Below are 25,205 nucleotides of genomic sequence, written 5' to 3'. Positions count from 1 at the left end.
GTCCCCCTCCTCACAGCCCCGGATTCTCGGTCCGAACGGGGAGCGTTTAGTAGCCCGCTCGAGAGGTGCGGGTATGGACGAACGGGTCCGCGAACACGCCGAAGTACTGGTCGACTGGAGTGCGCGGGTTGAGGCGGGCGACGACGTGGTCGTCTCGGTCGGGCCGGACGCCCACGAACTGGCCGTGGCCGTCGCCGAGAAACTCGGCGAGCGGGGCGCGAACCTGCTCGCGACGTACAGTTCGGGCGAGATTACGCGCGCGTATCTACAGGCTCACGACGACGCGTTCGACGAGACCCCCGCCCACGAACTCGCGCTCGTGGAGAACGCGGACGTCTACCTCTCGCTGGGCGGCGGGCGAAACACGAGCGCGACGGCGGACGTGCCGGGCGAGCGCCGGCGGGCCTACACCGAGGCCAGAAACGAGATCCGGGAGACGCGACTTGGGACCTGCTGGGTGTCGACGGCGCATCCGACGCGCTCGCTGGCCCAGCAGGCGAACATGGCCTACGAGGAGTATCAGGACTTCGCGTACGACGCCATCCTGCGTGATTGGGAGTCGCTGGCCGACGAGATGGCTCAACTGAAAGACCTCCTCGATGCGGGCTCGGAGGTGCGGCTCGTCTCGAGCGACACCGATCTCACGATGTCGATCGAGGGCCGAACGGCGGTCAACAGCGCCGCCTCCGTCGCCTACGACTCCCACAACCTGCCGAGCGGCGAGGTGTTTACCGCGCCGTACGCGACCGAGGGCGAGGTGACATTCGACGTGCCGATGACGATCCGGGGCGAGGCCGTCCGGGACGTCCGCCTCGAGTTCGCGGACGGTGCGGTCGTCGATTACGACGCCGAGCAGGGCGGAGACGTGATCGGCGACGTCCTCGAGACGGACGACGGCGCGCGCCGGTTGGGCGAACTCGGTATCGGGATGAACCGCGGGATCGACCGCTACACGGACAACATCCTCTTCGACGAGAAGATGGGTGATACCGTCCATCTGGCGCTTGGACGGGCATACGATGCCTGTCTCCCCGACGGCGAAGCGGGCAACGACTCGTCGGTCCACGTCGACCTGATCACCGACGTCAGCGCGGACTCCCGCCTCGAGATCGACGGCGAGGTCGTCCAGCGAAACGGGACCTTCCGGTTCGAGGATGGGTTCGATGCCTGAACGCTCGAGCTGACCGACCGGTAGGAAATGCTTACCGTCCTCGAACGCGCTCGGAAACGCCGGAAGCAATCCCATACTAATCCGTACGGAGCCCCTCACAACGGATACCGCCGCACCGGTGGCGGCCAGTAACCGGTTGGGATCACACGTCCCGGAATCGACCCGTCCACAGTCGTCTGCCCGCCCTGCCGGAGGCGGTACGCGTCGTCGGGCGGCGATTGGGCCGTTCGCTCCCGGTGCGGCCCCGATCGCTTCCCGACGAGGTATCCGGCGGTCACCGTTTTCGTCACGTTCTCGAGTTTCGAGCCCCAACCACGGCTATGCGCGATCACCTTCGAGCCGGGGCCGCGATCTTCAACGCCGGTTATTACCACGCCGCTCACGACGCCTGGGAGGACCGGTGGCTCGAGTGCGAGTCCGGCAGCGACGACGAGCGGCTGCTCCACGGACTCATCCAGTACAGCGGTGCGGTCCACCACGCCCGTGAGCGCAACTGGGAGGGCGCGGTCGGGCTCGCCGAGAGCGGCGGCGAGTACCTCGCGGGGCTGCCCGCGGACTACCGCGATCTGGGACTCGAGCCGATCCGGACCGCGCTCTCCGGACTCGCGGCCGATCCCGAACGGATCGAGCGGGGCCCGCCGGTCTCGATCGAACACGAGGGCGCGCCCCCCTCACTCTCGGACCTTGCGTTCGAGCCGACGGCGATCGCGGCGGTCGTCCTGGCCGAGGAGTTCGGCTACGACCCGGAGCCGGTCGCACGGGCCCGGGAGTACGCCGAGGACGCTCTCGTGGCCGGCGAGGACGACAGTCGGTTCATCACGCTGGTGTTCGATTTCGTCCGAGAGGACGAGCATCGGGGGATCATTTATCAGCGCCTGACGGACCACGTCGGCCGGCGGCGGGCTCGCGAGGAGGACGTCGAGGGATTGTTCTAATGTGTCGGCGCTCGAGTCTCGGGTGACGATTCGCCAGGTGATGTTGAGCGGCACGTGGTCGTCCAGCGTGCCGATAGCCGCCGTCGTTCGCCGACGGCCGGAGCTTCAAGTCGGCCCCGTCCGAACGCCGGGGTATGGAAATCGGTACCGTGTTACCGCAACTCGAGATCGGCCACGACCCGGAGACGCTCGCCGACTACGCACGGCGGGTCGAGTCATCGGGGTACGAACACGTGCTGGCGTACGATCACGTCCTCGGGGTGAACCCGGACCGGGAGGGATGGGACGGCCCATACGACTACGAGAGTACGTTCCACGAGCCGCTGACGACGTACTCTTATCTGGCTGGGCAGACGGAGGCGTTGACGTTCATGACGGGGATTCTCGTCCTGCCACAGCGCCAGACGGCGCTCGTGGCGAAGCAGGCCGCCCAGCTGGATCGGTTTACCGACGGACGATTTCGGATGGGGGTCGGCGTCGGCTGGAACGAGCCCGAATACGTCGCGCTTGGCGAGGACTTCTCGCGACGCGGACAGCGTATCGAGGAACAGGTCGAAGTCCTCAGGTCCCTGTGGACCGACGACTTAGTCGAGTTCGACGGCGATTTCCACGAGATTCCCGATGCCGGTATCCGACCGCTGCCGGTCCAGCAACCGATTCCGCTCTGGATGGGCGGGATGGCAGAACCGGTCAAGCGCCGGGTCGCCCGCCTCGCCGACGGCTGGTTACCCCAGTTCCAGCCGGGCGACGACGCCGAGGCCCACCTCGCGGACCTCGCTGAGTACGCCGAGGAAGCAGGTCGCGATCCCGACGACATCGGCCTTGCCGGCCGGATGTACGCCGTTCCCGACGAGGAAGACGAGTGGATCGAGCGCGCCCAGGCCTGGCGGGAGCTGGGGGCCGACTACCTCTCGATCACGACGATGTACCAGGGCCTCGAGGGGGCGGAACACACGGCCCACCTCGAGCGGGTCGCCGAGGTGTTGACCGAGACCGGCCTGCTATAGTTTATTGGTGTCCAGCCACCGGCAACGGCTCGTACGGTTCCTCGAGGTACTCCATATCGGAGTCCGAGAGGTCGATCTCGAGTGCCTCGACGGCGTCTTCGAGGTGTTCGACGCTGGTCGTGCCGACGATTGGGGCATCGACCCAGTCCTTGTGGAGCAGCCAGGCAAGCGAAATCTGGGCCATCGAGACGCCCTTGTCGGCGGCCAACTCCTGAATCCGTTCGTTGATCGCCTCGCCGCCGCCCTGGAGATAGGACATCTGCTCGAGGTACTGGTCGGTCCGACCGCGCGTGGTCGACTCGATCTCCTCGTGGGGGCGGGTCGCGACGCCGCGGGCCAGCGGCGACCACGGGATGACGCCGATGTCTTCCTTGTCACAAAGGGGTAGCATCTCGCGTTCCTCCTCGCGATAGAGGACGTTGTAGTGGTTCTGCATCGTCGCGAACCGCTCGAGGTCCAACGCATCGCTCGTTTGCAAGGCGTTGGCGAACTGGTGGGCCCACATCGAGGAGGTGCCGATGTAGCGTACCTCGCCGCGGCGGACGGCGTCGTCGAGCGCACGCAGTGTCTCGTCGATCGGCGTCTCGTAGTCCCAGCGATGGGTCTGGTAGAGGTCGATGGTGTCCATCCCGAGTCGCTCGCGGCTGGCCGCGAGTTCCTGCTCGATGGCTTTGCGGGAGAGGCCGCTGGCATTGGGGTTGCCGGGATCCATCTCGCCGAAGACCTTCGTCGCGACGACCTGCGAGTCGCGGTCGTAGCCCGCGAGCGCGTCGCCGAGGATTTCCTCGGACTCGCCGGTGGAGTAGACGTTCGCGGTGTCGAAGAAATTGATGCCGAGATCGATCGCGCGGTCGATCAACGCCTTGCTCTCCTCGGGATCGAGCATCCACTCCCGTTCCGTACCGAAGCTCATACAACCGAGACAGATTCGGCTGACCGTCATCCCGGTCGAGCCGAGCGTCGTGTACTCCATGGATCACGATCCGACCGGCGGCGACAAAAAATCGGGCTCGTCGGAGTCGGTTGCCGGCTCTTGTCAGGCGTCCGGTTCGACGACTTGCTCCTCGCCGTCGTAGTACGCGGAGTTGTCCTGCGGGTCGTAGCCCAGCGCCTCTCGAGCGCGCTCGATCGAGTAGTACTTGCGGTCGTTGTCGGAGATGCCGTAGACGATCTCGTAGTCGTAGTCCGCACGAATGCAGCGATCGAACAGATGCGCACAGTCGCGGTAGGAGAGCCACATCGCCTGCCCGCGCTCGTAGTCGATCGGCGGGTGACCCTGTGTGAGGTTGCCGATGCGCACACAGGCGACGGAGAGGTCGTGTTCGTCGTGATAGTACCGACCCAGTGTCTCGCCGGCGGCCTTCGAGACGCCATAGAGGTTGCTTGGCCGCGGGAGTTCGGTCCCGTCGAGCAGGTAGTCGTCGTCCTCGCGATACATCTCGGGCGTGCGCTCGTCGGTCTCGTAGTTGCCGACGGCGTGGTTCGAGGACGCGAAGACGACCGCCTCGACGCCGGCGTCGACGGCCGCCTCGAAGACCGTCTGGGTCCCGTCGATGTTGTTCGTCAAGACGCTGTTCCACGGCGCTTCCGGACGCGGGTCGCCCGCGAGGTGGATCACGACGTCGATGCCGTCCATCGCCTCCCGGACGGCCTCCGCGTCGGTGATGTCCGCGACGACGAACTCGCCCGGCTGGTCGTCGGTCGGCGGCTCCCGATCCAGTAATCGCCACTCGTAGTCGTCCGCGAGGCCGCCGAGGATGGCGTCTCCGACCCGCCCCGCAGCCCCGGTGAGCAGGACTGACTGTGCCATTCGTTCGGTGGAAGGGAAAGCGTCGATAAGTACCATGCGGTTTGCCGGGCGTGCGGTCGGTGATGCCACACGTCCGTCGATCGGCTCACTCTCGAACCGACTCGAGTCGCATCAGGGGATAGCCGTCCTCCATTTCCATACGGGTGACGACTGTACAGCCCTCGTAGTCGACGACGATCTCGACCTCGAGAAACCGTCCCGTCAGCTCGGTGTAGTCGGCCGTCGACTCGGCGAGTTCGGCCTCGAGTTCGTCGGTTCGGACGTCGACGGTGACCGCGCGACAGTGAGGCTGGTTCTCGATCGATTCCGCTATCGCCGTCGCGAGGCTGGGCGCGCTCTCGGGCGAGACGGGCGTGCCGGCGAACTGGTGGTACAGCGAGCCGAACTTGATGCCGGCCTCGAAGCAGGCCGTCTCGGCGTCGGTCGGTGTCTCGGAACTCATACGATGGGTCTCGTCTGCGGCCGGCAAGGGGATTCCGATGTTCGTGGAGCGACGATTGCGACGGTCCGGACACGTCGCTTGCGTCTGGCCGTCCGTCCGGAGCGGTCGTCGGCTCGCTGCCGAACGAGGCGGACGCAAGCGATCCGCCGCTGGACTGAGGACCTCCCTTTCGAAATCGTGCCGCCGTTCGACCGATACCGACCCGCTCGCGACTGATTTCACTTTCACTTTCGGGCTATCTTTTAACCCCCGTGCCCGCAAAGACGGTGACATGAGCCAAGCGACGCTCGGCGACGACGAGGAACTGTTCGGGGAAGCCGCCAACGAGATGCGCGAGGACGTCGAGTCCTCGCTCGAGGCGGCCTGGGCGGCCCTGCCCGACGCCGACGACGTCTGGGAGACCGACGCGGACAACGTGTTGGGTGCGCTCAACGGGCTCAACTCCGCGCTTGAGGTCGGCGACGCCGAGGATCACCTCCGCGACGCGAAGAAGTGGTTCACGATGGGCCAGCGCGCCGACGCCTTCGACGACGCCGATGACCTCGAGGCCGAGATCGAGGACCTCGAGGACGCGATCACGGACATCGCCGAGGCCGGCGAACAGGTCGGTGAACTCACCTCGACGATCCCGGCGCTTCGGGGTACGCTGCAGGACGCCGGTCCTGCCGACGATGAGTCGGCCGACGCTACGGACGACGAGGAAGACGAGGAGTAATCGAGCGCCGGCCCACTCGTCTATCGGTCCGCGGGTCGCGAAACGTCGCGTTCGGCGACCGCCTCGAGCAGCCGAGCGAGCGCGTCGCCGGCGAGATCGAGCAGTTCCGCGCCGCGAGCAGCGTCGCCGTCACCCGGATCACCGACGACTCCGTTCTCCGTAAACTCCGCCGCGTCGTAGGCCAGGTTGGCGTGACTCGTCCACTCGCCCCAGCCGTCGGCAGCGCCGTCGCGGGCCTCGTCGATGCGGTCCTCCCGAACCGAGTCGGGATCACAGTGACGTAGTAGGGCCGTCTCGAGGGGGCCGCCGTGGCCCATATCGGCGCTGTGGTCGCCGACGGCCTCAAACCAGGTGAAGGGGACGGCGTAGGCGTCGCCGTCCCGCGTGAGTCGGCCGCCGACCTCCCGGAGGGCGTCGACGTTGCCGCCGTGACCGTTGACGAGGACGACCCGGTCGAAGCCGTGATGGGCGAGGCTCGAGACGGCCTCGCCGACGTAGTCCCGAAACGTGTCCGCCGAGACCCACATCGTGCCCGGGAACTGGCGGTGTTCCTCGGCGACGCCGACCGGGATCGCCGGGGCGCGGGCGACCTCGCGCTCGCAGCGGTCGACTCCGGCGTCGGCGACCGCCTCGGCCGTCGCCACGTCCGTCCCGAGCGGGGCGTGGGGCCCGTGCTGTTCCGTACTCCCGACGGGGACGACCGCGAGGTCGGTCTCGAGGTCTCGGGCGTCCGTCCACGTCGCCGTCGTGAGGTCCATAGCGGAGTATGCCGACCGCGGGGACATGAAACCCGCGATGGTGAGCAGGCAGTCATCGCTGCCGGGCGCGTGACGCCGGCGCTCGAGGCGAAAAAGACCGGCCTGCAAGTTCCCGGCCGAGCGTTATCGGCAGTGCCGTGAAAGCCGCTCGTGTGTTCCGCGGAGCCCGCCTTCTCGACGGTATCCGCGACCTCGTCCCCGACTGGGGGGTGGTCCTCGCCGCGGTCGTGACCCAGCTCGGCGACGGCTGGTGGCTCCTCGCGCTCGGACTCGGCGCGTCGTGGGCGACCGCGTGGCGGCGGCGCGGTCGCCCCGGACACCGGCCCGGAGTCGGCCGTTCCGACGGTCCCTGGTTCCTTGCGGTCATCGTCGGTGGGCTGGCAGTGATGACGGCGCTAAAACATTTCTTCGCGTTGCCGCGTCCCGACCTCGGGACGGTCGTTCCCGCGTGGCTCCCCTCGTCGCTCGAGCCCCTGTACCGCTCGGTCGCCAGCGCCGGGGGCTACGGCTTTCCCAGCGGCCACGCGGTCGGCGCGACCGTCACTTACGGCCTGTTCGCGCTGATCCTCGAGGCCGGAACCCGTCGGCTCCGGCTTGCGGTCGCCACCTCGCTCGTGGCCGCCGTCTCGGCCACTCGGCTCGTCCTCGGCGTTCACTACCCGCTCGATGTCGTCGCTGGGGTGGTCGTCGGCGGTGCGTATCTCGCCGTCGCGTGGCGGCTCCTCGAGCGGTCGCCGTTCGATCGAACGATCACCGCATCGGGGCTCGCACTGACGCTGGCCGGCGTGGCGGGGCTCACGAGTGGGGGAGCGGACAGCGCCGTCGGGTACGTCGCGCTCGTGGCCGGCGCGCTCGCAGGGTGGCTCGGCGGTCAGGCGCTTCCGATGCCCACGGCCGGACGGTATCACACGGGGGTCCTGTTGCTCGCGATCGGGGCACTGACTACCGTCGGTGTCTCCCTCTTCGACGGCCGGGCGCGACTGGTCGCGTCGGCGACGCTGCTCGGTCTCCTGGCGGGAGTCCCGACGGCCGTGCTTTCGCGCTCGAACAGGGGCGAGCCGGCGTCGGACTGACCCACCGTCTCATACGGATTATTGTCACTGTTTCCCGGTGTCCCCGCAGGACGGTCGCGGGGACCGGTACTGACTGACAGTACACCGTCTCACGGCGAACGCAGGCCCAACCCGTTTGCGTCGCCGACTCCTTTCACGACCCATGCCCGACGATAGCCGCGAACGCGGCGTCGAACTCGGCGGCTTGCAGGAGACCCTCGAGAGCGAGTCGTACCCGATCGGCCACGACGAACTCCTCGAGAAACACGGCGACGAGACGATCGAGATGAGCGGCAACACGACGACGCTCGCGGACCTCATCGGACCGCTCGGCGAGGACGAGTACCGCGACTACGAGGAAGTCGAGGGCGCGATCATGAACATGGTCAGCGACGAGGCCATCGGGCGGAAGAACTACAGCGACCGGACCCCGCCCGCCGCGGGCGAGGACAGACAGGACGAGGGCGGGCCGGACCAGGACGATCAGGACGGACAGGAATCCTTTTAATTCAGGCGGGACCCCTCAGTCGTCGCCGGCTTCGGTCCGGGCCTGTCGTCGTTGGGCCCGCTCGATGAACTCCTGCGGTAACTCGTCGATCTCGCCGGCTTGGACGCCCCAGAGATGCGAGTAGAGTCCGCCGTTTTCCAGCAACTCTTCGTGGGTACCCCGCTCGACGACCTCGCCGCCCTCGAGGACAAGCACCTGATCGGCGTCCTTGATCGTCGAGAGTCGGTGGGCGATGGCGAAGGTGGTCCGGTCTTCCGCGAGGTCGTCGATCGAGCGCTGGATGAGCATCTCCGTCTCGGTGTCGACGTCGCTGGTCGCCTCGTCGAGGACCAGAATGTCCGGGTCCTTGAGGATCGCGCGGGCGATCGAGAGCCGCTGGCGCTGGCCGCCCGAGAGCTTGACGCCGCGTTCGCCGACCTCGGTATCGTACCCCTCCGGCAAGTTCTGGATGAACTCGTGGGCTTCGGCCATCTTCGCGGCTTCGATCACGTCCTCGCGGTCGGCGTCGAAGGTGCCGTATTTGATGTTTTCCTCGACGCTGCCGTAGAACAGGAACGTGTCCTGACTGACGTAGCCAAGCGACTCGCGCAGGCTCCGAAGCGTCACGTCCTGGATCCGCTGACCGTCGACGCGGATCTCGCCCTCGTCGACGTCGTACATCCGCAAGAGGAGTTTCAACACCGTCGACTTGCCGGCCCCGGTCGGACCGACCAGCGCGAGCGTCTCGCCGCCCTCGACGGTGAAGTCGATGTCCTCGAGGATCGGCTCCTCGTCGTAGCCGAAGGAAACGTCGTCGTACTCGACCCGGCCCTCCGTTACCTCGAGATCGGGGGCGTCGGGCTCTTCCCCGACCCGGTTTGGCTCGTCCATCAGCCCGAAGATGCGGGCGCTCGAGGCGCGAGCCCGCTGGTACATATTGATGATCTGGCCGAACTGGGCCATCGGCCAGATGAAACGCTGGGTGTAGAGGATGAAGACGACGAACATCCCGGTCGAGAGGTCGCCGGTAAACGGCCCCGGCGGGCCTTGCGTGACCCAGAGGCCGCCGACGAGGAAGGTGACGACGAAGCCGATTCCCGCGAGGACCCGCAGGCCGGGGAAGAACTTGATCCGGGTGCGGATCGCTCCCCAGTTGGCGTCGAAGTACTCCCGGGAGACGTCCTCGACGCGGTCGGACTCGTAGGACTCGGTCGTGCTGGACTTGATGACCTGGATGCCGCCGAGGTTGTTCTCGAGCCGGGAGTTGACCTTCCCGACGGTCGAGCGGACTGCTGCGTACTTGGGCTGGATGGTCTGGATGAACAGGTAGGTGAAGACGGCGATCAGCGGCACCGGAAGCAGTGCGACCAGTGCGAGTTGCCAGTTGATCGCGAGCAGGAGGCCACCGATCCCAACCACCATCACGAGCAGCCGAAAGAGGGAGTTCATCCCGTCGTTCAAGAACTTCTCGAGGCGGTTGACGTCGTTCGAGAGGATCGACATCATCTCGCCGGTCTGTTTGTCGGCGAAAAACCCCATGTCAAGGCGCTGCATCTCGTCGTAGGTGTCGGTCCGGACGTCGTGTTGGACGTTCTGTGCGAACGTGTTGAACCCCCAGTTTCGGGTCCAGTGAAAGCCGGCCGAGAGGATAAACGCGCTCGCAATGATCCCGATCGTCAGCCAGAACTGGGCCATCTGTCCGTCGGGAACGTACGGCCCGACGAGGCCGCCGCCGACCGGGAACGCCTCGGCGTAGGGCACGTCCTGCCGGATCACGGCGTCGATCGCGACCCCGAGCATGAGCGCGGGCAGCAGGTCCAGGATCCGGGCGAAGAAACTCGCGATGACCCCGACGACCGCAGCACCGGTGTAGTTCGACCCGTACTCCAGGAACAACCGCTTCATCGGGTTCTCGATCTCTTCGCGTTGTTCCTCGAAGGGATCGTCCTCGTCCCAGTCGACGCCACTCATTGCACACGGCTCCGGGATCGCCGGCAATAAGGGTTACCTACGAACCGAAACATGTCGGACGCCGACGGCCGCCGCTGGGACCGAATCGGGGTCGGCTACTGCCGCCTGACGCTCGAGCGAATCGGCGGGAACGGTGTCGAAGATCGACGTCCGGTTCGACTCGAGGTCGATCTCGACCTGGTCGCCGACCTCGATTCCGGTTTCGTTCGCGTAGCCGCGGGGGACCTCGAGGACCCACTTCCCGCGGCCCGAGTACTGGAGTTCCTCGCCGTCCTCGCCGGGTTCGGGTGCGCGGGCGTGGTGTATCTGAGTTATCTCGCCGTCGGCGTCGATGAAGATGATGTCGATGTCGAAGTCCATCTCGCGCATGACGTAGGTCAGGTCTCGTTCCCCATTGTGGACGAACAGCATGCCGTTGCCCCGCTCGAGCGAGTCGTGATTGCTTAGTCCGGTGCGACGTTCTCGTGTGTCGTCAGCAATCTCGACGTCGACCACGGCCTTGAGTTCGGTTTCGTTCCCGCCGTCGGACTCGTTGTGGACCTGTACTTGCCCCTCGTCCGGTCCCCATGGAACCGAGACCAAACCGGCTTGCACGAGGACGACGCCGACGAGCAAGACGGCGGCGATCACCAGCAGCCCCTTCCAGACGGACTCGAGCGCCATGCACGATTCCTGTGGAGCCAGAGAGTAAAGGTTATTCGGACGGACCCACTCGTCTCGGGTGCGGGCTCGTGGTCTAGCTGGTCATGACGCGGCCTTTACAAGGCCGAGGTCGGTGGTTCGAACCCGCCCGAGCCCACTTCCTGCTGCGAGCAACTTCGCGAGCAGCAGGTATGTGGACCGAGTGCGGTTCGAACGAGAGTAGGCGACGCGAACCCAGTGAGCGAGTCTTCGCGTTGTTCGAACCCGCCCGAGCCCAGCCGAGTCTTCACCGTGTTCAAACCCGCCGGTCCGAGTGGTCCGGCAAACGCGGAGAAACGACCTCGAGTCGAGACGTCTGACTGACCAACGCCGGCCGCAGTGCTGGCGTTACTGTTTGAGTCGGGCGACGTTCTCGCGGATCTGGCCGAGCAGGCCCTCACCCGACTCGGTCTGGAGGGCGGCATGCAGCGTCGAGTTCTCCGGTTCGTCCTTGACGACGATCCGGAGGTACGGCTCGAGTTGGTCGAAGTTGTCCGCGAGGACGACGGTGTGGTTGTCCTCGTCGTGGTCGACGACGCCGGCGTCGTCCAGTTTCGGGACGTGACACTGGACCGACGACACGTAGACGCTCTTGTACTCGTTTTTGGCGACCTCGTCCGGTGGGACGTCGTGTTCCCAGCCCGCAACCGTCTCGGCCAGCGTCGAGAGTTCGATCGGGTCCTCCCGCCCGCGAAGGGCATAGAGGAGGTAGCGACGCCGGCGGTTCGCTAACAGCTCGAGAATCGTGTCGGCGTCGAGTTCGTGGGCCTCCTGACTCGAGGTAAGGGCTTCCATAACACGGTATTACCTCCCGGGGCGCAAAAGGGTGTCTTGAATATCCGAAATTCCAACAGACGCCGGTAATGGCACGTAGAGTCGCGTGTATCGCCTCCATTACTCACGAATCACAACCGTACTCGAGCGGTCCGGTCGCCGGTCGGCCATCTGTAAGCCGATCGGAACGACGATCGCGATTCGAAATCCTTTTTTATACGATGGACGGAGAAAGAGATGCGCCGCCTTAGCTCAGACTGGGAGAGCACTCGACTGAAGATCGAGCTGTCCCCGGTTCAAATCCGGGAGGCGGCATTTTCCTGCGAACGAAGTGAGCAGTAAAAACGCTCCCGAGCGGATTCTGAACCCTGGAAGTCATAGCCCGCGCAGCGAAGCGAGCAGGAATGTCTTCCTTCGGTTCAAATCCGGGAGGCAGCATCCTTTTGCGGTTCGTTGCAGATTGACCGTACAGCGGTGGATTTCGACAGTGTTGTCCCCGTGATTCCGGAGCGATTTGAACCGGCTCATGAACGCACCCTTCGCTGGCGGGCGTTTCATTATACGTCCCGCCGACCAGCATTCGCTGTCGGTATCACTCGAGTCGGGAACGGAACTCGAGGCTGAACGGCTTGTGAACGAGGCGTAGTCGCTCTCTTTCGCTCGAAGAAGGGGCGCTACTCGTCGGTCGTCGTGTCGATCCCGAGCGCCTCATTCAGCCCGCAGAAACACGTCGTCGCGTTGAAGCCGAGCCCGAGCGCCCCGACGAGGGCAAGTAGGCCGGTCTTGCGCTTGCCGTTTCGGAGCGTGGTTGCTGCGACGAGCGTCAGCACAACGGCGAGTAGTGCGCGGACGAGTCTGTCACGGCCACCGACGTTCTGGTCGACCATATCCGACTCATGGGCCGCTTCGGTCTTGTATTTTCCCGAGCGGATGCTAACTCCACAGCTAGCCCCTGCAGTGAAGCAATCCGGACCTCCCGGTCAAATCCGGGACGGCGTTTCCGTTCGGTCCCTCTCCGAGAGCCGACTCTGTGAGGCCGGCCATCGAGTCCCGGTCGTGAAAGACACGCCACGTGAGCGGCCGGTCGACGGCGTAGAAGCGAGTACTGAACGCTTTCGATCGGGTTCCCCAGCGCTCAGTCGTCGGCCGACTCGTAGTCGAAGATGTCCTCGATTCGGCAGTCGAAATAGTGTGCTAGTTCGAACGCGAGTTCGAGGCTCGGGTCGTACCGCCCGCGTTCGATCGCGTTGATCGTCTGTCGCGAAACACCGACCTGATCGGCGAGTTCGGCTTGCGTGATATCGGCTTTCGCCCGCCAGACGGTGAGATCGTTCTCCATCGTTTACATGACCCGTCCGTAGTACCAGATCGTACTCGGCAATACGAGAAACGGCACGATCATGAGCCACGTCAGCGGTTCGAGTACCGGCGTCGTGAGATCGGTACTGCGCTCGAGGGTCGTCCAGACGGCGACCGCCCAGAAGAACACCCAGAGGGAGACCGCCGTTCCCCGGAGGCCGATCTTGAGATACCGTTCGTCGTAGTCGTTTCGTCGCTCGGTGAGGCGAAACGACCAGACACCGACGAGCGTGATGAGGAGGCCGCCGCCGATCGCGAGGGCAGTGCTGATCTCCGGATCGGGTGCCACGTCGGCACCGACGGTCAATGCGATGACGCCGGCGACCATGAGTCCGATCCCGGCGGAGAGCTTACGGGAGTACGTTTCTGCCATCTCGTGTAAAGCACACTTTCCAATACGTTATAAGAATTTTCCATACTATCGGAGAGATACGACGCTCAAGTGACGACGGCTCACGGAACTAACTGTAGAACGGCCCACGACGAACGGCCCTCGATCGGTTACCTCGATCCGTTCGGGAGCGGTCAAAGCGGCGTCGTACAGCGACGACAGTACGTGAATTCGGCGTCGTTTTCCGCGCCACAGCGACGACACGTCACGCGCGTTCGATCCGCCGTGTCCGCCTCGAATGCTCCGGGAGGCCTGCGGTCGAACTCCTCGTCGTCGGTGTCGCGCTCCAGTTTACCGGCCCGTCGCTTGCGGTGGCGCTCGAGGCCGTCCCGTGCGATTCCGACGAGAACCGGGACGCTGACTCCCAACGCGACGAGCAGGAGAACGCCGATGATGGCGGCATACAACTGCCCGGGGGCACCCATATCGTCGCTACGGTCGCCCGACAGTTAGCGATTGGGGCATGATACCATACGATACTCGTCCGGCGAGACGAACGGTGGTATCTCTCGAGTCGGACGGCGAAACGGACCCAACTGACGTAACCGGCACATCGTTCGGGAAGCCGACTTCTCAAGGGGCCCGAGGCTGACATACGGACGTGAGCAGTAACTCGATTACAAACGAGAGCGACACGTTCGAGATCGGCGAGACGACGGTCCATCGGCTCGGATTCGGGGCGATGCGGATCACGGGCGAGGACATTATCGGCGCACCCGACGACGAGGCGGCCGCCCGTGAGGTCGTCGAACACGCCGTCGACTGCGGCGTCGACCTCATCGACACGGCCGACTCCTACGGCCCGGCAACCAGCGAGCGACTCATCGGCGAGGCGATCGGCGATCCCGACGACGTGCTGGTCGCGACCAAGGCCGGCCTGTTGCGCAACCGCGAGGGCGACTGGCTCGCCCACGGCGACCCCGACTACATCCGGAATCAGGTGCTGACGTCGCTGGACCGGCTCCGGACCGACACCATCGACCTCTACCAGTTCCACCGGCCAGACGACGACACGCCGTTCGAGGACTCCGTGGCAGCCTTCGCGGAACTCAAAGACGAGGGACTCGTCGATCAGGTCGGCCTCAGCAACGTCTCCCCGGAACTCATCGATCAGGCCCGGGAACAGATCGAGGTCGCGACCGTCCAGAACCGGTACAACCTGAACGACCGCGGCGCGGCCGATTCCCTCGAGGTCTGTGCCGAGAACGACATCGGCTTCATCCCGTGGGCCCCGATCAACGGCGACGACCTGGCCGAACACGGCGACCTCTTAGACGAGATCGCCGAGACCCACGACGCGACGCGCCGACAGATCGCGCTGGCGTGGCTCCTCGAGCGCTCGCCGGTTATCCTCCCGATTCCGGGTACCTCGGATCCCGACCACCTCGAGTCGAACGTCGCCGCCTCGCAGCTGTCGCTGTCCGACGACGAGGTGCAGCGACTGACCGACGCGGCCGAGTGAGTCACGAGGCCGCGAGTCGGCCGGCGATGCGCTCTGAGAGGTCGGTGAGATAGAACGAGCCCCAGACCGCGGCGACGACGGCCCCGACGGTATCGTAGACGAGGTCGACGATCGTGTCCGAGAGCCCGTGCTGGGCCAGCACCGCCTCGAGGCCGAGCCGCTGGGCGCTCCAGTCGATGCCGAACTCCATGAGTTCCCAGACGACGCCGAAAGCCAGTACGAACACGAGGATGAACGTGAACAACATCGCAGGCGGGACGTAGATCTCGTCGGTATGGAGGTCGATCGCTCGGACGACTGCGTAGCCGCCCGCGGCGACGATCGACGCCGAGACCGTGTGCGTCATGCTGTCCCACTGTCCGACGAGCGCGTACATGCCGGCCGATCCGAGGACGTGCAGGAAGACGGCCGCCGTGAGCCAGAACACCAGCCCCGGCTCGAGGGGCAACTTGGCGTCGCGCTCGAGAAGCGCGGGGAGGAACGTGATCGCGAGCGCGATGGCGGCGTTCGAGACGGTCGTCAGATCGCGGCTGACGACGCCGTATACGAGGAGGATCGCGAGCGCCGCCTGCATGCCTCGGGAGAGTCGGACGACGATCCCATCGGGGACGTCCAGCTGATCGCGGATCAGCGTCGGGACGGGATCCGGCTCCTCGTCGGGTGAGGTGTCCCGCGGCGTCGGCGTCCGTCGCGTCTCGACCCCCTCGTCGCCGTCGGATCCGAAGTAGCGGCCGAAGAGGACGCCAGCGAACAGGCCGGCCACCGCCGCGTACCCGAAGTCGATCATCAGTGCGCGGTTGGCCGCGTCCTGCGAGCGCCCGTTCAGTATGTACTCCGTCCCGAACGTTACGTCGGCCAGCCACTGGGCGACGTTCCACGCGCCGGCGACGGCGAGGGTCGTCAGTACGACGAGCGCGACCGCGAAGGCGTGGTTCATCCGGACCGCGGTGAACCGGTCGATCTCCACGGTGACGACGAGCGCGACCGCGGCGACGGCGACGTAGACGGCGATCGACGTGAGGGGCGATTCGCCGAGGACCGTCGCGTCGACGACGGGGAGCAAGACCAGCACCAGCAACTCCCACGGCGGCATCACGAGCGGATCTCGAAACGCGACGACGGGAAGCAGGACGATGGCGACCGCGAACGCGGTAAACGCGAACCAGCGGTACGAGTCCGCGAACCCGTGATTGATCGCCAACGCGACGAGCGCAATCGTCAGCGCCCACGCGAGTACCGCGTTTCCTTGCGTGTCGTCGAACAGGCCGTCGAGTCGAGCGTCCGCCATACGACGCTGTATGGGCCGACGGCCCTAAACGCGAGAGCATGACAAAGCCACCGCCCGGCTCGACTGCCTCGAGCGACTCCGAACGGCCCGACTCGCCACCCCGTTTCCGACGGAAGCCTGATACGTCAGTCCCGCAATGGTGACGTATGGTTGCACGTGACGACCTCGAACACGGACAGGCCCGCGTCAACGACACGAAACTCCACTACGTGACCGCTGGTGACGGCCCGCCACTGGTCCTGTGTCACGGCTGGCCACAGACGTGGTACGAGTGGCGGGACGTGATCCCGTCGCTCGCCGACGACTACACCGTCATCGCGCCCGACCTCCGTGGGCTGGGTGATTCCGCGACCCCAACCTCGGGATACGACAAGGACACTGTCGCGACCGACGTCCGGGAACTCGTCGCCCACCTCGGCTTCGGCGACGATCGGATCGCCCTCGTCGGCCACGACTGGGGGATGCCGACGGCCTACGCCTACGCCGCCCAGTATCGCGACGAAGTCCGTGCGCTCTGTGTCCTCGAGGCCGGCCTGCCGGGGATCAACGAAGACGGAAAGACGAAACTCTGGCACACCCGATTCCACGGCGTTCGTGACCTGCCCGAGCGGCTAGTCGCCGGCCGGGAACGGCTCTACCTCGACTGGTTCTACAAGGAGGGCGCGTACGATCCGTCGGCGATCGACGACGAGGCCCGCGATGAGTACGTCCGCTGTTACTCACAGGCCGGCGGCCTGCGGGGCGGCTTCGAGTATTACCGTGCCTACGAGACCGACGCCGAACACAACCGTGCCCACGCCGAGGAACCCCTCGAGCTGCCGGTCCTCGCACTCGGCGGTGCGGCCTCGTTTCGGGAGCTGCCGATCAGGGACATGGAGGCGGTCGCGACCGATGTCGAGGGCGAGGTCGTCGACCGTGCCGGCCACTGGATCCCCGAGGAACGGCCGGCGTACTTCGTCGATCGGTTGACGACGTTTCTCGACGACGCCGCGTGACCGCCCCTCGAGCCGGTCGTGACTACGCGCTCAGTACTGTTCTTTGACCCTGTCGATCTGGCAGTCGAGACAGAGATCGTCGGCAAAACAGGCGACGTTGTCGTGGGGGCAGTCGTACGCCTCGACGTCGACGGAGAGGCGGCGTTTCGCGCGTTCCCACTCGGTCTCCCAGTCGTCGATCGTCATCTCCGCGGAGGTAAAGACGACATCGCCGCCCCGGTCGACGATCTTCGCGACCGTGACCGAGCGGTGGTTGGCTTTGACGACGTCGATCGCCTCCTCGTAGGAGCCACAGCGGATCTCCTCCCGGCCCGACTGATCGTCCAGCAGGTGGACGGCGATAGAGCCGTCGTACTCCTCGGTCGGCTCCAGTCCGTGGGTCATGTGGTCCACTGTCGGAGTCGTACGATAAAAAGTCCCGCTTCGGGACTGGAGGCCGCCTTCTTCCGGGCGGCGCATTGCCCGGTGAGTAGGCCATCGCCGGCGCGTGGCGCGTGGTCCCGATCCGGCGGTCTTTGAACGCCGCCGCCGTCGGCCACGCGATACCGGTATCGTCCTCGACTCACATCACCTCCATCGGCGCACTCCCGTTCGCCGATCACGCATCGCGATCACGTGGTGCCGGCAGCGTAAACGAGAACGTCGACCCGTCGCCCGGTTTGGAGTCGACCCAGATCTCACCGTCGTGGCGCTCGATGATCCGCTCACAGAGTGCCAGCCCGATACCGGTGCCAGCGTGTTCGTCGGGGCCGTGGAGCCGCTGGAACACCTCGAAGACGGCCGCTTGGTCGTCAGGATCGATCCCCATCCCCTCGTCGCTGATCGAGACCACCCAGTCCCGCCCGGCCCGCTCTGCAGAGATGGCGATCCGTGGCGGCTCGTCTCCCGCGTACGTGACTGCGTTATTCAGTAAATTCTGCAAGAGTTGGCGCAGCTGGCTGGCGTCTCCCTCGACACGGGGCAGTGACGCCGCCGTGATGTCGGCGTCCGTTTCCTCGAGTTGCAACTGTAGATCGGCGAGAACGTCGTCGAGTACCGCGTTCAGATCGACCGGTTCGAGCGGGTCCCCCTCCGTATCGACACGAGAATACTGCAGCAATCCGTCGACCATCGCACGCATCCGGTCTGCGCCGTCGACAGCGAACTCGAGGAATTCCTCACCCTCCTCGTCGAGCGTATCCTCGTACCGCCGTTCGAGGAGTTGCAGGTAGCTCGAGACCATCCGCAGCGGCTCCTGCAGATCGTGAGAGGCGGCGTAGGCAAACTGCTCCAATCGCTCGTTCGATTTCTCGAGTTTCTCGACCGTGTCCTCCAACTGTTGTTTGCGCTCTTTCTGTTCGGTGATGTCCTGGGCCATCGTCATTCCGGCAAAGACCTCACCAGCATCGTCGGTCACCGGCACGGCGTGCACTCGCCAGTCTCGGTTTACGTACTGAAACTCGACTGACGTCTCGTCGCCGTCAAGCGCCGCCCGGAGTGCAGGTTCGAGGTCGTCAGCAACCGAGTCACCCCACACTTGTGCTGGTGTCCGCTCTTCGACGTCGTCCGGCGAGATCGGTAACTCCGCGAACGCCTGTCCCGCGGCGAGCGTGTACTCGAGGTCGGCACCGAACAGCGTGACGATCCCGTTCGGGAAAAACTCCGCCAGCGTTCGATACCGACGTTCGCTCTCTTTGAGTTTGCGCTCTCGCTCCTTGCGTTCCGTGACGTCTCGAAAGTAGATCGAGAGTCCGGATTCGGAGGGATAGGCGTGAACCTCGAACCACGTGCCAAGCGGCGGGTAGTACTCCTCGAACGATGTAGGTTCCTGCGTTCGTACCGCCTCCCGGTACTCTTCCTCGAACGTCGTTCCGAGCGCCGGTTCGAACATCTGCCAGAAGTTCTCGCCGACTAAGCCCTCGTCTTCGGGGTCGAGGACGTTCTTCCCCCGCTCGTTCGCGTACGTGATAGTCCAGTCTTCATCGAGACCGACGAATCCGTCGGTGATCCGTTCGAACGTCCGCTCGAGTTCGGTCTCTCGCTCCTCGAGTTTCCGTTTGGTTCTCGTTTCCTCGATCGCTGCTGCGAGGACGTTCGCGACGTTTTTGACGAAGGTAACGTCGTGGTCGGTGAACTCGCGCTTCTCGGTGGCGTGTACACCGAGGATCCCCCACGGGTTTTCGATCGAGCCGATAATGACGCTGATCCCGCTGACGACGTCGTGACTGGTGAGGAGTTCGGGGCCGGAAAAGCGTTCCTCGGTACGCAAGTCGTCGACGACCACGGGCTCTTCGGAAAGCAGCGTGTAGCCCGCCTGTGAGCCCCGGTCGGTCGGGACTGTCGCGTTCCCGACGAGACCCTCCCGCCAGCCGACACCCTGCCGAAGGAAGAGTTCGTCACCACTGGGCAGCAACTCGAGGACCTTACAGTAGTCGTTGCTCAGCGTCTCGGCTACTGCAACGCATGCGTCGTGCATCAACTGATCTATGTCGTCGGTTTCGAGCGCCTGTTGGCCGAGTTCAGCGACAACCACTTGGTGTCGAATTCCGGAGTGAGGATCTGTATCGGCCGATGAAGCCATGCCCAATTCAAACGGAGTGAGACGGGTAAAGCCTTCTCCGGCGTCTCGCCAGTCGACGGGCTCTCGTTCGGAATCGAACACAGTCACCACAGGCCTCAGCAGGTACTCGTCGGAACCGTGCCAGTCGGAGACACTCGTCTCGCGTGGTTCCGCCTTCCGGCTTTTCCACTCTTCTCGATGGTCGTCGCGACAAAGTCCGGGTGCGAGAATCGAACCGTAGCCAGACGGTCGGCCTCGCTTCGCTCGGCCGCTGCGACTGGCAGGGTTCGATCTCGGTCGGATTTGCGCCGCTCACGGATTTGTTCGCGGCGACAAAGTCCGGGTGCGAGAATCGAACCCGCGTCTCAGCCTCCACAAGGCTGAAGGATAACCACTACCCCAACCCGGACACGCTTACACCTGAACCTACAGCCGGTTGGACTAAAATACGTTACGACTCCCGGACGCGGTGTGTGATGCCCTCGCTCGGTTTCGGCCGGCGGATCTCGGCTGCCCCCGCGGGTCGCTCGCGACCGAGACGTTTTTCGATCCGCGGGCGTTAGTCCCGCCAACGCGTGGCCATCACCGACAAGATCTACGTCAAGAATCACCGCCAGCTCAGCTCCCAGCTCGAGACGAACATCCCCAAAGGGGCGTTCAAGGGCGCGACGCTGGACATGCTCTTCCAGGGGGAAGGCCTCGAGAAACTCGACGACGCGACCCGCGAGCGGGTGCTGGATTTCACGCAGGACTTTCTGGACTGTAGCTGCGACAACAACCCCTACTGTGGCTGTCCCGAGCGCAAGTTCATGACGTACCTGCTCGAGTTGCGCGCCGAGGGACTGGGCCCGGACGCGATCGTCGACGTGATGACCGACGACTACATGGTCTATGCCTACTCCGGGGACGTTCTCTCCTTCCTCGATAACGCCGTTCGAACCCTCGAGGCCGCCGAAGGGTTGGCGCGAGTGGACGGTGCCGGGGAGAAACACGACGAAATTCGGCGGGCGAAACGGAACCTCGAGCGGTAACCGACTGTTGTTCCGTTCTCCGACCGCCCTTACACCCTGGTCGACGCGCCGTCTCTCGGTTGTAGTGGCCACCTACGCGTTTCGAACATTATTAATAGTCTATAATCATCGAGCGCGACATCAGTGGGTCTCCCCTATCGAGAATCGATGCCGGACACGACGATAGAGACGATCAACACGATGCTCGATAGCGTCCAGGGGGAACTCGAGGACCCGGACCTACGGTTCAAGCTCCGGACTGTGCGGCAGTTGCTGTTGGTGATCGAAGAACGACACGACATCGGACGAGACGCGCTTGCGGACGCCGATCTCGACGACTCGACCCGCGAGGACTTACAGCAACTCGGGTATCTGGGCGCGGACGACGACTGCTAGGTTCGTTCCGACCGGGAACGATCGTCAGCGCAACTGGTAGGATTCGTCTTCGTCGTCGAGTTCGTCGAGCAACAGGATCTCCTCTTCCTCGTCCTCGAGGCGGTCCTGGAGGTCGTTGACGTAGGCCTTGTACTCCTCGAGTTGCTCCCGGAGGTGTTCGGCCTCGAGTTCGAGTCGCTCGTGTTCGCGGACGAACCGCTTTGGCACCTCGACGGTCGGCGGGAACGACACGTCTTCCCCCTCGTCCGTGCGGGCCTCGAGGTCGGCCTCGGGGACGACCTCGACCTGGCCGTCGTGTTCGACCAACTGGTCGACGTAGTCACGGAAGACGGCCGACAGCGAGATGTCGCGCTCCTCGGCGATCGCCTGCAGCGCCTCGAAGGCGTCCTCGTTGACCCGGAACGAGATGGTCTTGTTCTTGTTCCCCATCGATACCCCTAGTCGTCGTTCACGGAACTTAACTATTAGTCAGACACGGGGCGTCGCGATGACCGCTGACCGCGCTCGAGCGCCGGGCGAGAACCGACGTGACCACTCGGGATCCGACACGCTATGCGCCTCGAGGCCCAACACGGCGTATGCTGACTGACACGGCGGGACTCCACCACGTGACCGGGATCGTCGGGGACGCCCAGTCGGCGATCGACTTCTACGGCGGCGTCCTCGGGCTCCGGCTCGTCACGCAAACGGTCAATTTCGAGGACGTCCTCCAGCATCACCTCTACTTCGGCGACGCCGCCGGCCGGCCGGGGACGGTCCTGACCCACTTCGCGGACCCCCACGGCGATCCCGGCCGGTTCGGGGCTCCCCAGCCCGAATCGGTCGCGTTCGTCGTCCCCGACGGCTCGCTCGCGTACCGGGCGGACCGGCTCGCCGAACGCGGCGTCGCGCTCGAGGGGCCCCTCGAGCGGTTCGACGAACGCGTCCTGCGCTTTGCCGACCCCGCAGGGACGCGACTCGAACTCGTCGCCGGCCCGCCGGTTCCGGGCGACGTCGAGCCGTGGACCGAAGGACCGATCCCGACGGACCACGCGATCCGCGGCCTCCACGGCGTCGCGACGCTGTCGGTCAACCCCTACGGGACCGCGGGCGCGCTCGAGACGCTCGGGTTCGAACACGAAGCGGAAGACGGCGACCGGATCCGGTATCGTGCGTCCGGCTCACGAGCCGCAGTCGTGGACGTCCTCGATCGCGACGCGGCGTTCGGCCGCGAGGGACAGGGAACGCTGCATCACGTCGCGGTCCGGGTGGAGAGCGAGGACGCCCTCCACGAGTGGCGGGACCTGTTCGACGAGCGCGGCCACGACGTATCCCGCGTGAAAGACCGGCACGTCTTCCACTCGCTGTACGTCCGTGAACCGGGCGGCATCCTCCTCGAGCTGGCGACGGAAACCGACGGCGTCGCCGCCAGCGGACCGACCGGCGGCCCCGGCGAGTCGCTGTACCTGCCCGCGTGGTTCGAACGCGACCGGGAGTTGATCGAGAGCCAACTGCCCGAGCTAACGGTGCCTAACGGGAACGGGGACGACGAGAGCGGCGACTCTCCCACGGACCGATGACCGGCTCCGGCCGCTCGATGGACGGCGTCTCGGGGCCCCACGCCGGCCGACCGCTGCTCACTGCCGGCGCGCCCGCGCTGGCGGCCGACGCCGCGCTCGTCGCCTGTCACGGCCGCGGCGCGACCGCGCAGGGCGTTATCAACCTCATGGAGCCGGCGATTCGCCACGGCGTCGCCGTCCTCGCGCCGGACGCCGAGCGAAGCCGCTGGTACCCCCGCCGGGCGACCGCCCCCCGAGCCGAGAACGAACCGTGGCTCTCCTCGAGCGTCGACTGCGTGGCGGCGGCCGTCGATGCGGCGGCCGAGATCGGCGTCCCGCCGGAGCGCACCGTCGTCGCGGGCTTCTCGCAAGGGGCCTGCGTCGCCGCCGAGTTCGCCCGCCTGAACCCGGCGCGGTACGGTGGGATCGCCGTCCTCTCGGGAACGCTCCCCGGGACGCTCGCCGAACTCCGTGCGACCGCGATCGACGGCTCGCTCGAGGGGACGCCGATACTACTGGGCTACGGCGCTGTCGATCCACACGTCGCTCCCGACCACGTCGCCGAGACGACCCGAATCTTCGAGGGCGCGGCTGCTTCGGTCGAGACGCGGCGCTATCCCGAAACCGGCCACGAGGTCACCGACGACGAGTTCGACGCGATCGGGGCGATGCTCGAGGCCGTGCTGTAGCTCGCCGTTCGACTAAACCAAAAAACCGGTCGACTGGTTCAGGCGTCAGACCGTCGCTTCCGCGTCGTCGGGCTCCTCGACGTCCTCGAGTTGCTCGAGCGCCTGAATGACGTCGTTGCGGTAGTTGACGACCGGCGAGTCGTAGCGCTCGCGGGCCATCTCGGCGTATTCGTTCGTGGGTGCGGTCGAGCCGCTTTCGGGTGCTTCCTGCTCGGCTTCCCACGCTTCGAAGGCCTCGATGCGGTCGAGGGTGCGTTCGGCGGTTTCGACGACCCAGCGGTCGCGGGTGGCGTCGTCGACGACCGCGATGGACTCGGGTCGCAGGGAGACGTTGACCGTGCCGTCGTCGGTCTCGTAGGTCCGGGGTTTGCCGACGATCGAGACGTAGGCCGGCGGTTCGGTGTCCCGGAGGACGGCGGCGGCTTCCGGCTGGTACTGGCCGGCGTAGACGAAGAACGTCCCGGTCGGGTCGACGACCCGGCCGCGCCAGTACTCGCTTTCGTCGCCGACGTCTTCGGTCTCGGTCAGGGTCCCGGTGACGAACACGCGGTTCGCGCGGTCGCCCGTCGGTAAGAGCGCGTAGTTGGGCGCGCGCTCGTCGTCGCTCTCTTTGAAGGTGTACGTCGAATCGTTGAATTCCGATGCGAAGACGCGGCGGGCGACTTCGCGGGTGAGTTCTGCCTGGCTCATATCACATCGACCTCGCTTTGATCAGCAGTTCCTCGCCATCGATCGGCCCGTCGAGCTCCTCGACGTCATCGGCCAGCACGTACCGGCCGAAGGTCGGCCCCTCGATGCGGTAGTAGGTCCCGACGATGTCCTCGCGGATCTCGTCGGCGACGATGGTCGTATCCAGGGCGTCCATCGCCATCTCCTTGGCCTCCTCGAGGCTCAGTCCCGTCAAGTTCTCCGTGGCGTCCTTGTCGAAGATGACCTCGTGGGCGTCGATGCCGTCGTCGACGACGGCCTTGATGCGGAGGTCGAACTCGCCTTCGCCCTCGCCGTGTTCGTTACAGCGGCCGTTCTGGAGGACGCGGGTACAGCCCTCCTCGGGACAGCGCTTGATCAGTCCGCTGCCGCTTTGCATGTCGACCAGTGCGCCCTCGACCTCGCTCGTGTCGTTGCCGACCTCGAGGTCCTCGTCGAGTTCCTCGATCACCGTCGTCGAGTTGAGTTTGACCGAGTACCGGCCCTGGTACTCGTCGGTGACGACGTTGCGAAGTTCGTAGACCTTGCCCTCCTCGAGCGCGGGGAGGTCGGACTTGGCCCACTTGGTGAACTTGATCGTCCCCGTCGGGTCGCCCAGCAGGCCGACCTGTGCGACGGAGTCGCTGCGGGGATCCCAGAGTTCGATGACCTTCGCGGTGAGGTCGATCCACTCCTCGGGCTCGTCGACGTCCTCGACGTTGGCCGCCTCGCTGTCGCCGCTCGAGATGTCCTCGCGATCGAGGCCGGCCTCCTCGAGGTAGTGGTTGGTGACGCTCCGGCGTGCCTCGTCCATCGGTACTTTGTACTCGTCGACGAGCGTCGTCAGGCGCTCTTCGACGTCCTCGACATCGACGTCGAGGTGGTCCGAAAACTGCTCGTGGATGTCGTCCGCGTGTTGTCGTACGTCGCTCATTGGCTTCACGCCTCCTCTTCGGTTTCAGTGGGAGGCATACACCCGTTCGCTCCCAATGGTATTTAAACTACCGCCACCGGAGCGAAAGTGAACGGCGGCGGAAGAAACCGCAAG

At 65.4% G+C, this 25,205-nt stretch carries 29 protein-coding genes and 3 tRNA genes; 14 read left to right on the top strand and 18 right to left on the bottom strand.

The annotated features are described in order from the left end of the window. Positions 1 to 73 precede the first annotated feature (73 nt). From NATPE_RS16170 to NATPE_RS16160, 3 genes are all read left to right on the top strand, one after another. Positions 74 to 1,171 (top strand): aminopeptidase, encoded by a 1,098-nt coding sequence (locus NATPE_RS16170; protein ID WP_006182668.1) that lies wholly within the window; start codon positions 74 to 76, stop codon positions 1,169 to 1,171. 320 nt (positions 1,172 to 1,491) lie between these two features. Next, a complete protein-coding gene (locus tag NATPE_RS16165; protein ID WP_006182667.1) occupies positions 1,492 to 2,106 on the top strand; it encodes a DUF309 domain-containing protein in 615 nt (204 codons plus the stop codon). A 134-nt stretch (positions 2,107 to 2,240) separates the two neighbouring features. After that, positions 2,241 to 3,113, top strand: coding sequence for an LLM class F420-dependent oxidoreductase (locus NATPE_RS16160; protein WP_006182666.1), 873 nt, complete (start codon positions 2,241 to 2,243; stop codon positions 3,111 to 3,113). A gap of 1 nt (position 3,114) precedes the next feature. On the opposite strand, the gene NATPE_RS16155 is transcribed toward NATPE_RS16160, so the two are convergent. The 3 genes from NATPE_RS16155 to NATPE_RS16145 form a co-directional block, all read right to left on the bottom strand. Then, positions 3,115 to 4,086 carry an aldo/keto reductase gene (locus NATPE_RS16155; protein ID WP_006182665.1) on the bottom strand — a complete coding sequence of 324 codons (972 nt, stop codon included), beginning with the start codon at positions 4,084 to 4,086 and terminating at the stop codon, positions 3,115 to 3,117. A gap of 63 nt (positions 4,087 to 4,149) precedes the next feature. Beyond that, positions 4,150 to 4,923 carry an NAD-dependent glucose-6-phosphate dehydrogenase Azf gene (gene azf, locus NATPE_RS16150; RefSeq protein ID WP_006182664.1) on the bottom strand — a complete coding sequence of 258 codons (774 nt, stop codon included), beginning with the start codon at positions 4,921 to 4,923 and terminating at the stop codon, positions 4,150 to 4,152. Positions 4,924 to 5,008: 85 nt separating this feature from the next. Beyond that, positions 5,009 to 5,365 (bottom strand): dihydroneopterin aldolase family protein, encoded by a 357-nt coding sequence (locus NATPE_RS16145; protein ID WP_006182663.1) that lies wholly within the window; start codon positions 5,363 to 5,365, stop codon positions 5,009 to 5,011. Between the two features lie 271 nt (positions 5,366 to 5,636). Here NATPE_RS16145 and NATPE_RS16140 point away from each other — a divergent pair, with 271 nt between their 5' ends. Beyond that, the gene (locus NATPE_RS16140) at positions 5,637 to 6,080 is read left to right on the top strand and encodes a DUF5790 family protein (RefSeq protein ID WP_006182662.1); all 444 of its coding nucleotides are present in this window, start codon (positions 5,637 to 5,639) and stop codon (positions 6,078 to 6,080) included. Positions 6,081 to 6,100: 20 nt separating this feature from the next. Here NATPE_RS16140 and NATPE_RS16135 read toward each other — a convergent pair whose 3' ends face one another. Next, entirely contained in the window at positions 6,101 to 6,838 is a 738-nt protein-coding gene (locus NATPE_RS16135; protein WP_006182661.1) for a creatininase family protein, read from the bottom strand. A gap of 152 nt (positions 6,839 to 6,990) precedes the next feature. On the opposite strand from NATPE_RS16135, the gene NATPE_RS16130 reads away from it, so the two are divergent. Continuing rightward, positions 6,991 to 7,911, top strand: coding sequence for a phosphatase PAP2 family protein (locus NATPE_RS16130; RefSeq protein ID WP_006182660.1), 921 nt, complete (start codon positions 6,991 to 6,993; stop codon positions 7,909 to 7,911). A 142-nt stretch (positions 7,912 to 8,053) separates the two neighbouring features. After that, positions 8,054 to 8,398 carry a DUF5789 family protein gene (locus tag NATPE_RS16125; protein ID WP_006182659.1) on the top strand — a complete coding sequence of 115 codons (345 nt, stop codon included), beginning with the start codon at positions 8,054 to 8,056 and terminating at the stop codon, positions 8,396 to 8,398. A gap of 15 nt (positions 8,399 to 8,413) precedes the next feature. Here the strand turns inward: NATPE_RS16125 and NATPE_RS16120 are convergent, their stop codons facing one another. Together NATPE_RS16120 and NATPE_RS16115 are read right to left on the bottom strand one after the other, a co-directional pair. Beyond that, positions 8,414 to 10,348, bottom strand: coding sequence for an ABC transporter ATP-binding protein (locus NATPE_RS16120; RefSeq protein WP_006182658.1), 1,935 nt, complete (start codon positions 10,346 to 10,348; stop codon positions 8,414 to 8,416). A 33-nt stretch (positions 10,349 to 10,381) separates the two neighbouring features. Next, positions 10,382 to 11,011 (bottom strand): DUF192 domain-containing protein, encoded by a 630-nt coding sequence (locus NATPE_RS16115; RefSeq protein ID WP_006182657.1) that lies wholly within the window; start codon positions 11,009 to 11,011, stop codon positions 10,382 to 10,384. A 62-nt stretch (positions 11,012 to 11,073) separates the two neighbouring features. Between NATPE_RS16115 and NATPE_RS16110 the strand changes: the two genes are divergently transcribed. Further along, positions 11,074 to 11,147, top strand: a tRNA-Val gene (locus NATPE_RS16110). 230 nt (positions 11,148 to 11,377) lie between these two features. On the opposite strand, the gene NATPE_RS16105 is transcribed toward NATPE_RS16110, so the two are convergent. Then, positions 11,378 to 11,824: a DUF7344 domain-containing protein gene (locus NATPE_RS16105; protein ID WP_006182656.1), complete on the bottom strand. Its 447-nt coding sequence runs from the start codon at positions 11,822 to 11,824 to the stop codon at positions 11,378 to 11,380. A gap of 220 nt (positions 11,825 to 12,044) precedes the next feature. On the opposite strand from NATPE_RS16105, the gene NATPE_RS16100 reads away from it, so the two are divergent. Then, a tRNA-Phe gene (locus tag NATPE_RS16100) sits at positions 12,045 to 12,118 on the top strand. 359 nt (positions 12,119 to 12,477) lie between these two features. Here NATPE_RS16100 and NATPE_RS16095 read toward each other — a convergent pair. From NATPE_RS16095 to NATPE_RS16080, 4 genes are all read right to left on the bottom strand, one after another. Next, positions 12,478 to 12,690 (bottom strand): YgaP-like transmembrane domain, encoded by a 213-nt coding sequence (locus NATPE_RS16095; protein ID WP_006182655.1) that lies wholly within the window; start codon positions 12,688 to 12,690, stop codon positions 12,478 to 12,480. Between the two features lie 248 nt (positions 12,691 to 12,938). Then, entirely contained in the window at positions 12,939 to 13,142 is a 204-nt protein-coding gene (locus NATPE_RS16090) for a helix-turn-helix transcriptional regulator (protein ID WP_006182654.1), read from the bottom strand. A gap of 3 nt (positions 13,143 to 13,145) precedes the next feature. Further along, positions 13,146 to 13,535, bottom strand: a complete 390-nt coding sequence (locus tag NATPE_RS16085) for a hypothetical protein (RefSeq protein WP_015299210.1) — start codon at positions 13,533 to 13,535, stop codon at positions 13,146 to 13,148. 152 nt (positions 13,536 to 13,687) lie between these two features. Continuing rightward, positions 13,688 to 13,978, bottom strand: a complete 291-nt coding sequence (locus tag NATPE_RS16080; protein WP_006182652.1) for a DUF7577 domain-containing protein — start codon at positions 13,976 to 13,978, stop codon at positions 13,688 to 13,690. 176 nt (positions 13,979 to 14,154) lie between these two features. Here NATPE_RS16080 and NATPE_RS16075 point away from each other — a divergent pair, with 176 nt between their 5' ends. Then, positions 14,155 to 15,015 carry an aldo/keto reductase gene (locus NATPE_RS16075; protein WP_006182651.1) on the top strand — a complete coding sequence of 287 codons (861 nt, stop codon included), beginning with the start codon at positions 14,155 to 14,157 and terminating at the stop codon, positions 15,013 to 15,015. 1 nt (position 15,016) lies between these two features. Here the strand turns inward: NATPE_RS16075 and NATPE_RS16070 are convergent, their stop codons facing one another. Then, positions 15,017 to 16,303 (bottom strand): hypothetical protein, encoded by a 1,287-nt coding sequence (locus tag NATPE_RS16070; protein WP_006182650.1) that lies wholly within the window; start codon positions 16,301 to 16,303, stop codon positions 15,017 to 15,019. A gap of 146 nt (positions 16,304 to 16,449) precedes the next feature. On the opposite strand from NATPE_RS16070, the gene NATPE_RS16065 reads away from it, so the two are divergent. After that, on the top strand, positions 16,450 to 17,298 hold the full coding sequence (locus tag NATPE_RS16065) for an alpha/beta fold hydrolase (protein WP_006182649.1): 849 nt from the start codon (positions 16,450 to 16,452) through the stop codon (positions 17,296 to 17,298). A gap of 30 nt (positions 17,299 to 17,328) precedes the next feature. On the opposite strand, the gene NATPE_RS16060 is transcribed toward NATPE_RS16065, so the two are convergent. The 3 genes from NATPE_RS16060 to NATPE_RS16050 all read right to left on the bottom strand — a co-directional run bounded on the left by NATPE_RS16060 (position 17,329) and on the right by NATPE_RS16050 (position 20,246). After that, positions 17,329 to 17,682 carry a hypothetical protein gene (locus NATPE_RS16060; protein WP_006182648.1) on the bottom strand — a complete coding sequence of 118 codons (354 nt, stop codon included), beginning with the start codon at positions 17,680 to 17,682 and terminating at the stop codon, positions 17,329 to 17,331. A gap of 214 nt (positions 17,683 to 17,896) precedes the next feature. After that, positions 17,897 to 19,858, bottom strand: a complete 1,962-nt coding sequence (locus NATPE_RS16055; RefSeq protein WP_015299209.1) for an ATP-binding protein — start codon at positions 19,856 to 19,858, stop codon at positions 17,897 to 17,899. A gap of 316 nt (positions 19,859 to 20,174) precedes the next feature. Further along, positions 20,175 to 20,246, bottom strand: a tRNA-His gene (locus tag NATPE_RS16050). 166 nt (positions 20,247 to 20,412) lie between these two features. On the opposite strand from NATPE_RS16050, the gene NATPE_RS16045 reads away from it, so the two are divergent. Both NATPE_RS16045 and NATPE_RS16040 read left to right on the top strand, forming a co-directional pair. Then, entirely contained in the window at positions 20,413 to 20,868 is a 456-nt protein-coding gene (locus NATPE_RS16045; protein ID WP_006182646.1) for a DUF5814 domain-containing protein, read from the top strand. A 147-nt stretch (positions 20,869 to 21,015) separates the two neighbouring features. After that, positions 21,016 to 21,243 carry a hypothetical protein gene (locus NATPE_RS16040; RefSeq protein ID WP_006182645.1) on the top strand — a complete coding sequence of 76 codons (228 nt, stop codon included), beginning with the start codon at positions 21,016 to 21,018 and terminating at the stop codon, positions 21,241 to 21,243. 24 nt (positions 21,244 to 21,267) lie between these two features. On the opposite strand, the gene NATPE_RS16035 is transcribed toward NATPE_RS16040, so the two are convergent. Further along, entirely contained in the window at positions 21,268 to 21,672 is a 405-nt protein-coding gene (locus tag NATPE_RS16035) for a ribbon-helix-helix protein, CopG family (protein ID WP_006182644.1), read from the bottom strand. Positions 21,673 to 21,821: 149 nt separating this feature from the next. On the opposite strand from NATPE_RS16035, the gene NATPE_RS16030 reads away from it, so the two are divergent. Beyond that, the gene (locus NATPE_RS16030) at positions 21,822 to 22,802 is read left to right on the top strand and encodes a VOC family protein (RefSeq protein WP_006182643.1); all 981 of its coding nucleotides are present in this window, start codon (positions 21,822 to 21,824) and stop codon (positions 22,800 to 22,802) included. Then, positions 22,799 to 23,470 (top strand): alpha/beta hydrolase, encoded by a 672-nt coding sequence (locus NATPE_RS16025; protein WP_006182642.1) that lies wholly within the window; start codon positions 22,799 to 22,801, stop codon positions 23,468 to 23,470. The genes NATPE_RS16030 and NATPE_RS16025 overlap by 4 nt, the downstream gene beginning before the upstream one ends. Positions 23,471 to 23,515: 45 nt before the next feature. On the opposite strand, the gene NATPE_RS16020 is transcribed toward NATPE_RS16025, so the two are convergent. Further along, positions 23,516 to 24,160, bottom strand: a complete 645-nt coding sequence (locus tag NATPE_RS16020) for an RPA family protein (protein WP_006182641.1) — start codon at positions 24,158 to 24,160, stop codon at positions 23,516 to 23,518. Between the two features lies 1 nt (position 24,161). Further along, positions 24,162 to 25,091, bottom strand: a complete 930-nt coding sequence (locus NATPE_RS16015; RefSeq protein ID WP_006182640.1) for a hypothetical protein — start codon at positions 25,089 to 25,091, stop codon at positions 24,162 to 24,164. Positions 25,092 to 25,205 lie beyond the last annotated feature (114 nt).

Source organism: Natrinema pellirubrum DSM 15624 (assembly GCF_000230735.2).
GTDB lineage: Archaea > Halobacteriota > Halobacteria > Halobacteriales > Natrialbaceae > Natrinema > Natrinema pellirubrum.
This window is presented reverse-complemented; position numbering and strand designations above follow the sequence as displayed.

Bases quoted from the DNA above. Each gene is read 5' to 3' on its own strand.
- NATPE_RS16170 (WP_006182668.1), top strand. From the start codon at position 74: ATGGACGAACGGGTCCGCGAACACGCCGAAGTACTGGTCGACTGGAGT.
- NATPE_RS16165 (WP_006182667.1), top strand. From the start codon at position 1,492: ATGCGCGATCACCTTCGAGCCGGGGCCGCGATCTTCAACGCCGGTTAT.
- NATPE_RS16160 (WP_006182666.1), top strand. From the start codon at position 2,241: ATGGAAATCGGTACCGTGTTACCGCAACTCGAGATCGGCCACGACCCG.
- NATPE_RS16155 (WP_006182665.1), bottom strand. From the start codon at position 4,086: ATGGAGTACACGACGCTCGGCTCGACCGGGATGACGGTCAGCCGAATC.
- azf (WP_006182664.1), bottom strand. From the start codon at position 4,923: ATGGCACAGTCAGTCCTGCTCACCGGGGCTGCGGGGCGGGTCGGAGAC.
- NATPE_RS16145 (WP_006182663.1), bottom strand. From the start codon at position 5,365: ATGAGTTCCGAGACACCGACCGACGCCGAGACGGCCTGCTTCGAGGCC.
- NATPE_RS16140 (WP_006182662.1), top strand. From the start codon at position 5,637: ATGAGCCAAGCGACGCTCGGCGACGACGAGGAACTGTTCGGGGAAGCC.
- NATPE_RS16135 (WP_006182661.1), bottom strand. From the start codon at position 6,838: ATGGACCTCACGACGGCGACGTGGACGGACGCCCGAGACCTCGAGACC.
- NATPE_RS16125 (WP_006182659.1), top strand. From the start codon at position 8,054: ATGCCCGACGATAGCCGCGAACGCGGCGTCGAACTCGGCGGCTTGCAG.
- NATPE_RS16120 (WP_006182658.1), bottom strand. From the start codon at position 10,348: ATGAGTGGCGTCGACTGGGACGAGGACGATCCCTTCGAGGAACAACGC.
- NATPE_RS16115 (WP_006182657.1), bottom strand. From the start codon at position 11,011: ATGGCGCTCGAGTCCGTCTGGAAGGGGCTGCTGGTGATCGCCGCCGTC.
- NATPE_RS16105 (WP_006182656.1), bottom strand. From the start codon at position 11,824: ATGGAAGCCCTTACCTCGAGTCAGGAGGCCCACGAACTCGACGCCGAC.
- NATPE_RS16095 (WP_006182655.1), bottom strand. From the start codon at position 12,690: ATGGTCGACCAGAACGTCGGTGGCCGTGACAGACTCGTCCGCGCACTA.
- NATPE_RS16090 (WP_006182654.1), bottom strand. From the start codon at position 13,142: ATGGAGAACGATCTCACCGTCTGGCGGGCGAAAGCCGATATCACGCAA.
- NATPE_RS16085 (WP_015299210.1), bottom strand. From the start codon at position 13,535: ATGGCAGAAACGTACTCCCGTAAGCTCTCCGCCGGGATCGGACTCATG.
- NATPE_RS16080 (WP_006182652.1), bottom strand. From the start codon at position 13,978: ATGGGTGCCCCCGGGCAGTTGTATGCCGCCATCATCGGCGTTCTCCTG.
- NATPE_RS16070 (WP_006182650.1), bottom strand. From the start codon at position 16,303: ATGGCGGACGCTCGACTCGACGGCCTGTTCGACGACACGCAAGGAAAC.
- NATPE_RS16065 (WP_006182649.1), top strand. From the start codon at position 16,450: ATGGTTGCACGTGACGACCTCGAACACGGACAGGCCCGCGTCAACGAC.
- NATPE_RS16060 (WP_006182648.1), bottom strand. From the start codon at position 17,682: ATGACCCACGGACTGGAGCCGACCGAGGAGTACGACGGCTCTATCGCC.
- NATPE_RS16055 (WP_015299209.1), bottom strand. From the start codon at position 19,858: ATGGCTTCATCGGCCGATACAGATCCTCACTCCGGAATTCGACACCAA.
- NATPE_RS16040 (WP_006182645.1), top strand. From the start codon at position 21,016: ATGCCGGACACGACGATAGAGACGATCAACACGATGCTCGATAGCGTC.
- NATPE_RS16035 (WP_006182644.1), bottom strand. From the start codon at position 21,672: ATGGGGAACAAGAACAAGACCATCTCGTTCCGGGTCAACGAGGACGCC.
- NATPE_RS16030 (WP_006182643.1), top strand. From the start codon at position 21,822: ATGCTGACTGACACGGCGGGACTCCACCACGTGACCGGGATCGTCGGG.
- NATPE_RS16025 (WP_006182642.1), top strand. From the start codon at position 22,799: ATGACCGGCTCCGGCCGCTCGATGGACGGCGTCTCGGGGCCCCACGCC.
- NATPE_RS16020 (WP_006182641.1), bottom strand. From the start codon at position 24,160: ATGAGCCAGGCAGAACTCACCCGCGAAGTCGCCCGCCGCGTCTTCGCA.
- NATPE_RS16015 (WP_006182640.1), bottom strand. From the start codon at position 25,091: ATGAGCGACGTACGACAACACGCGGACGACATCCACGAGCAGTTTTCG.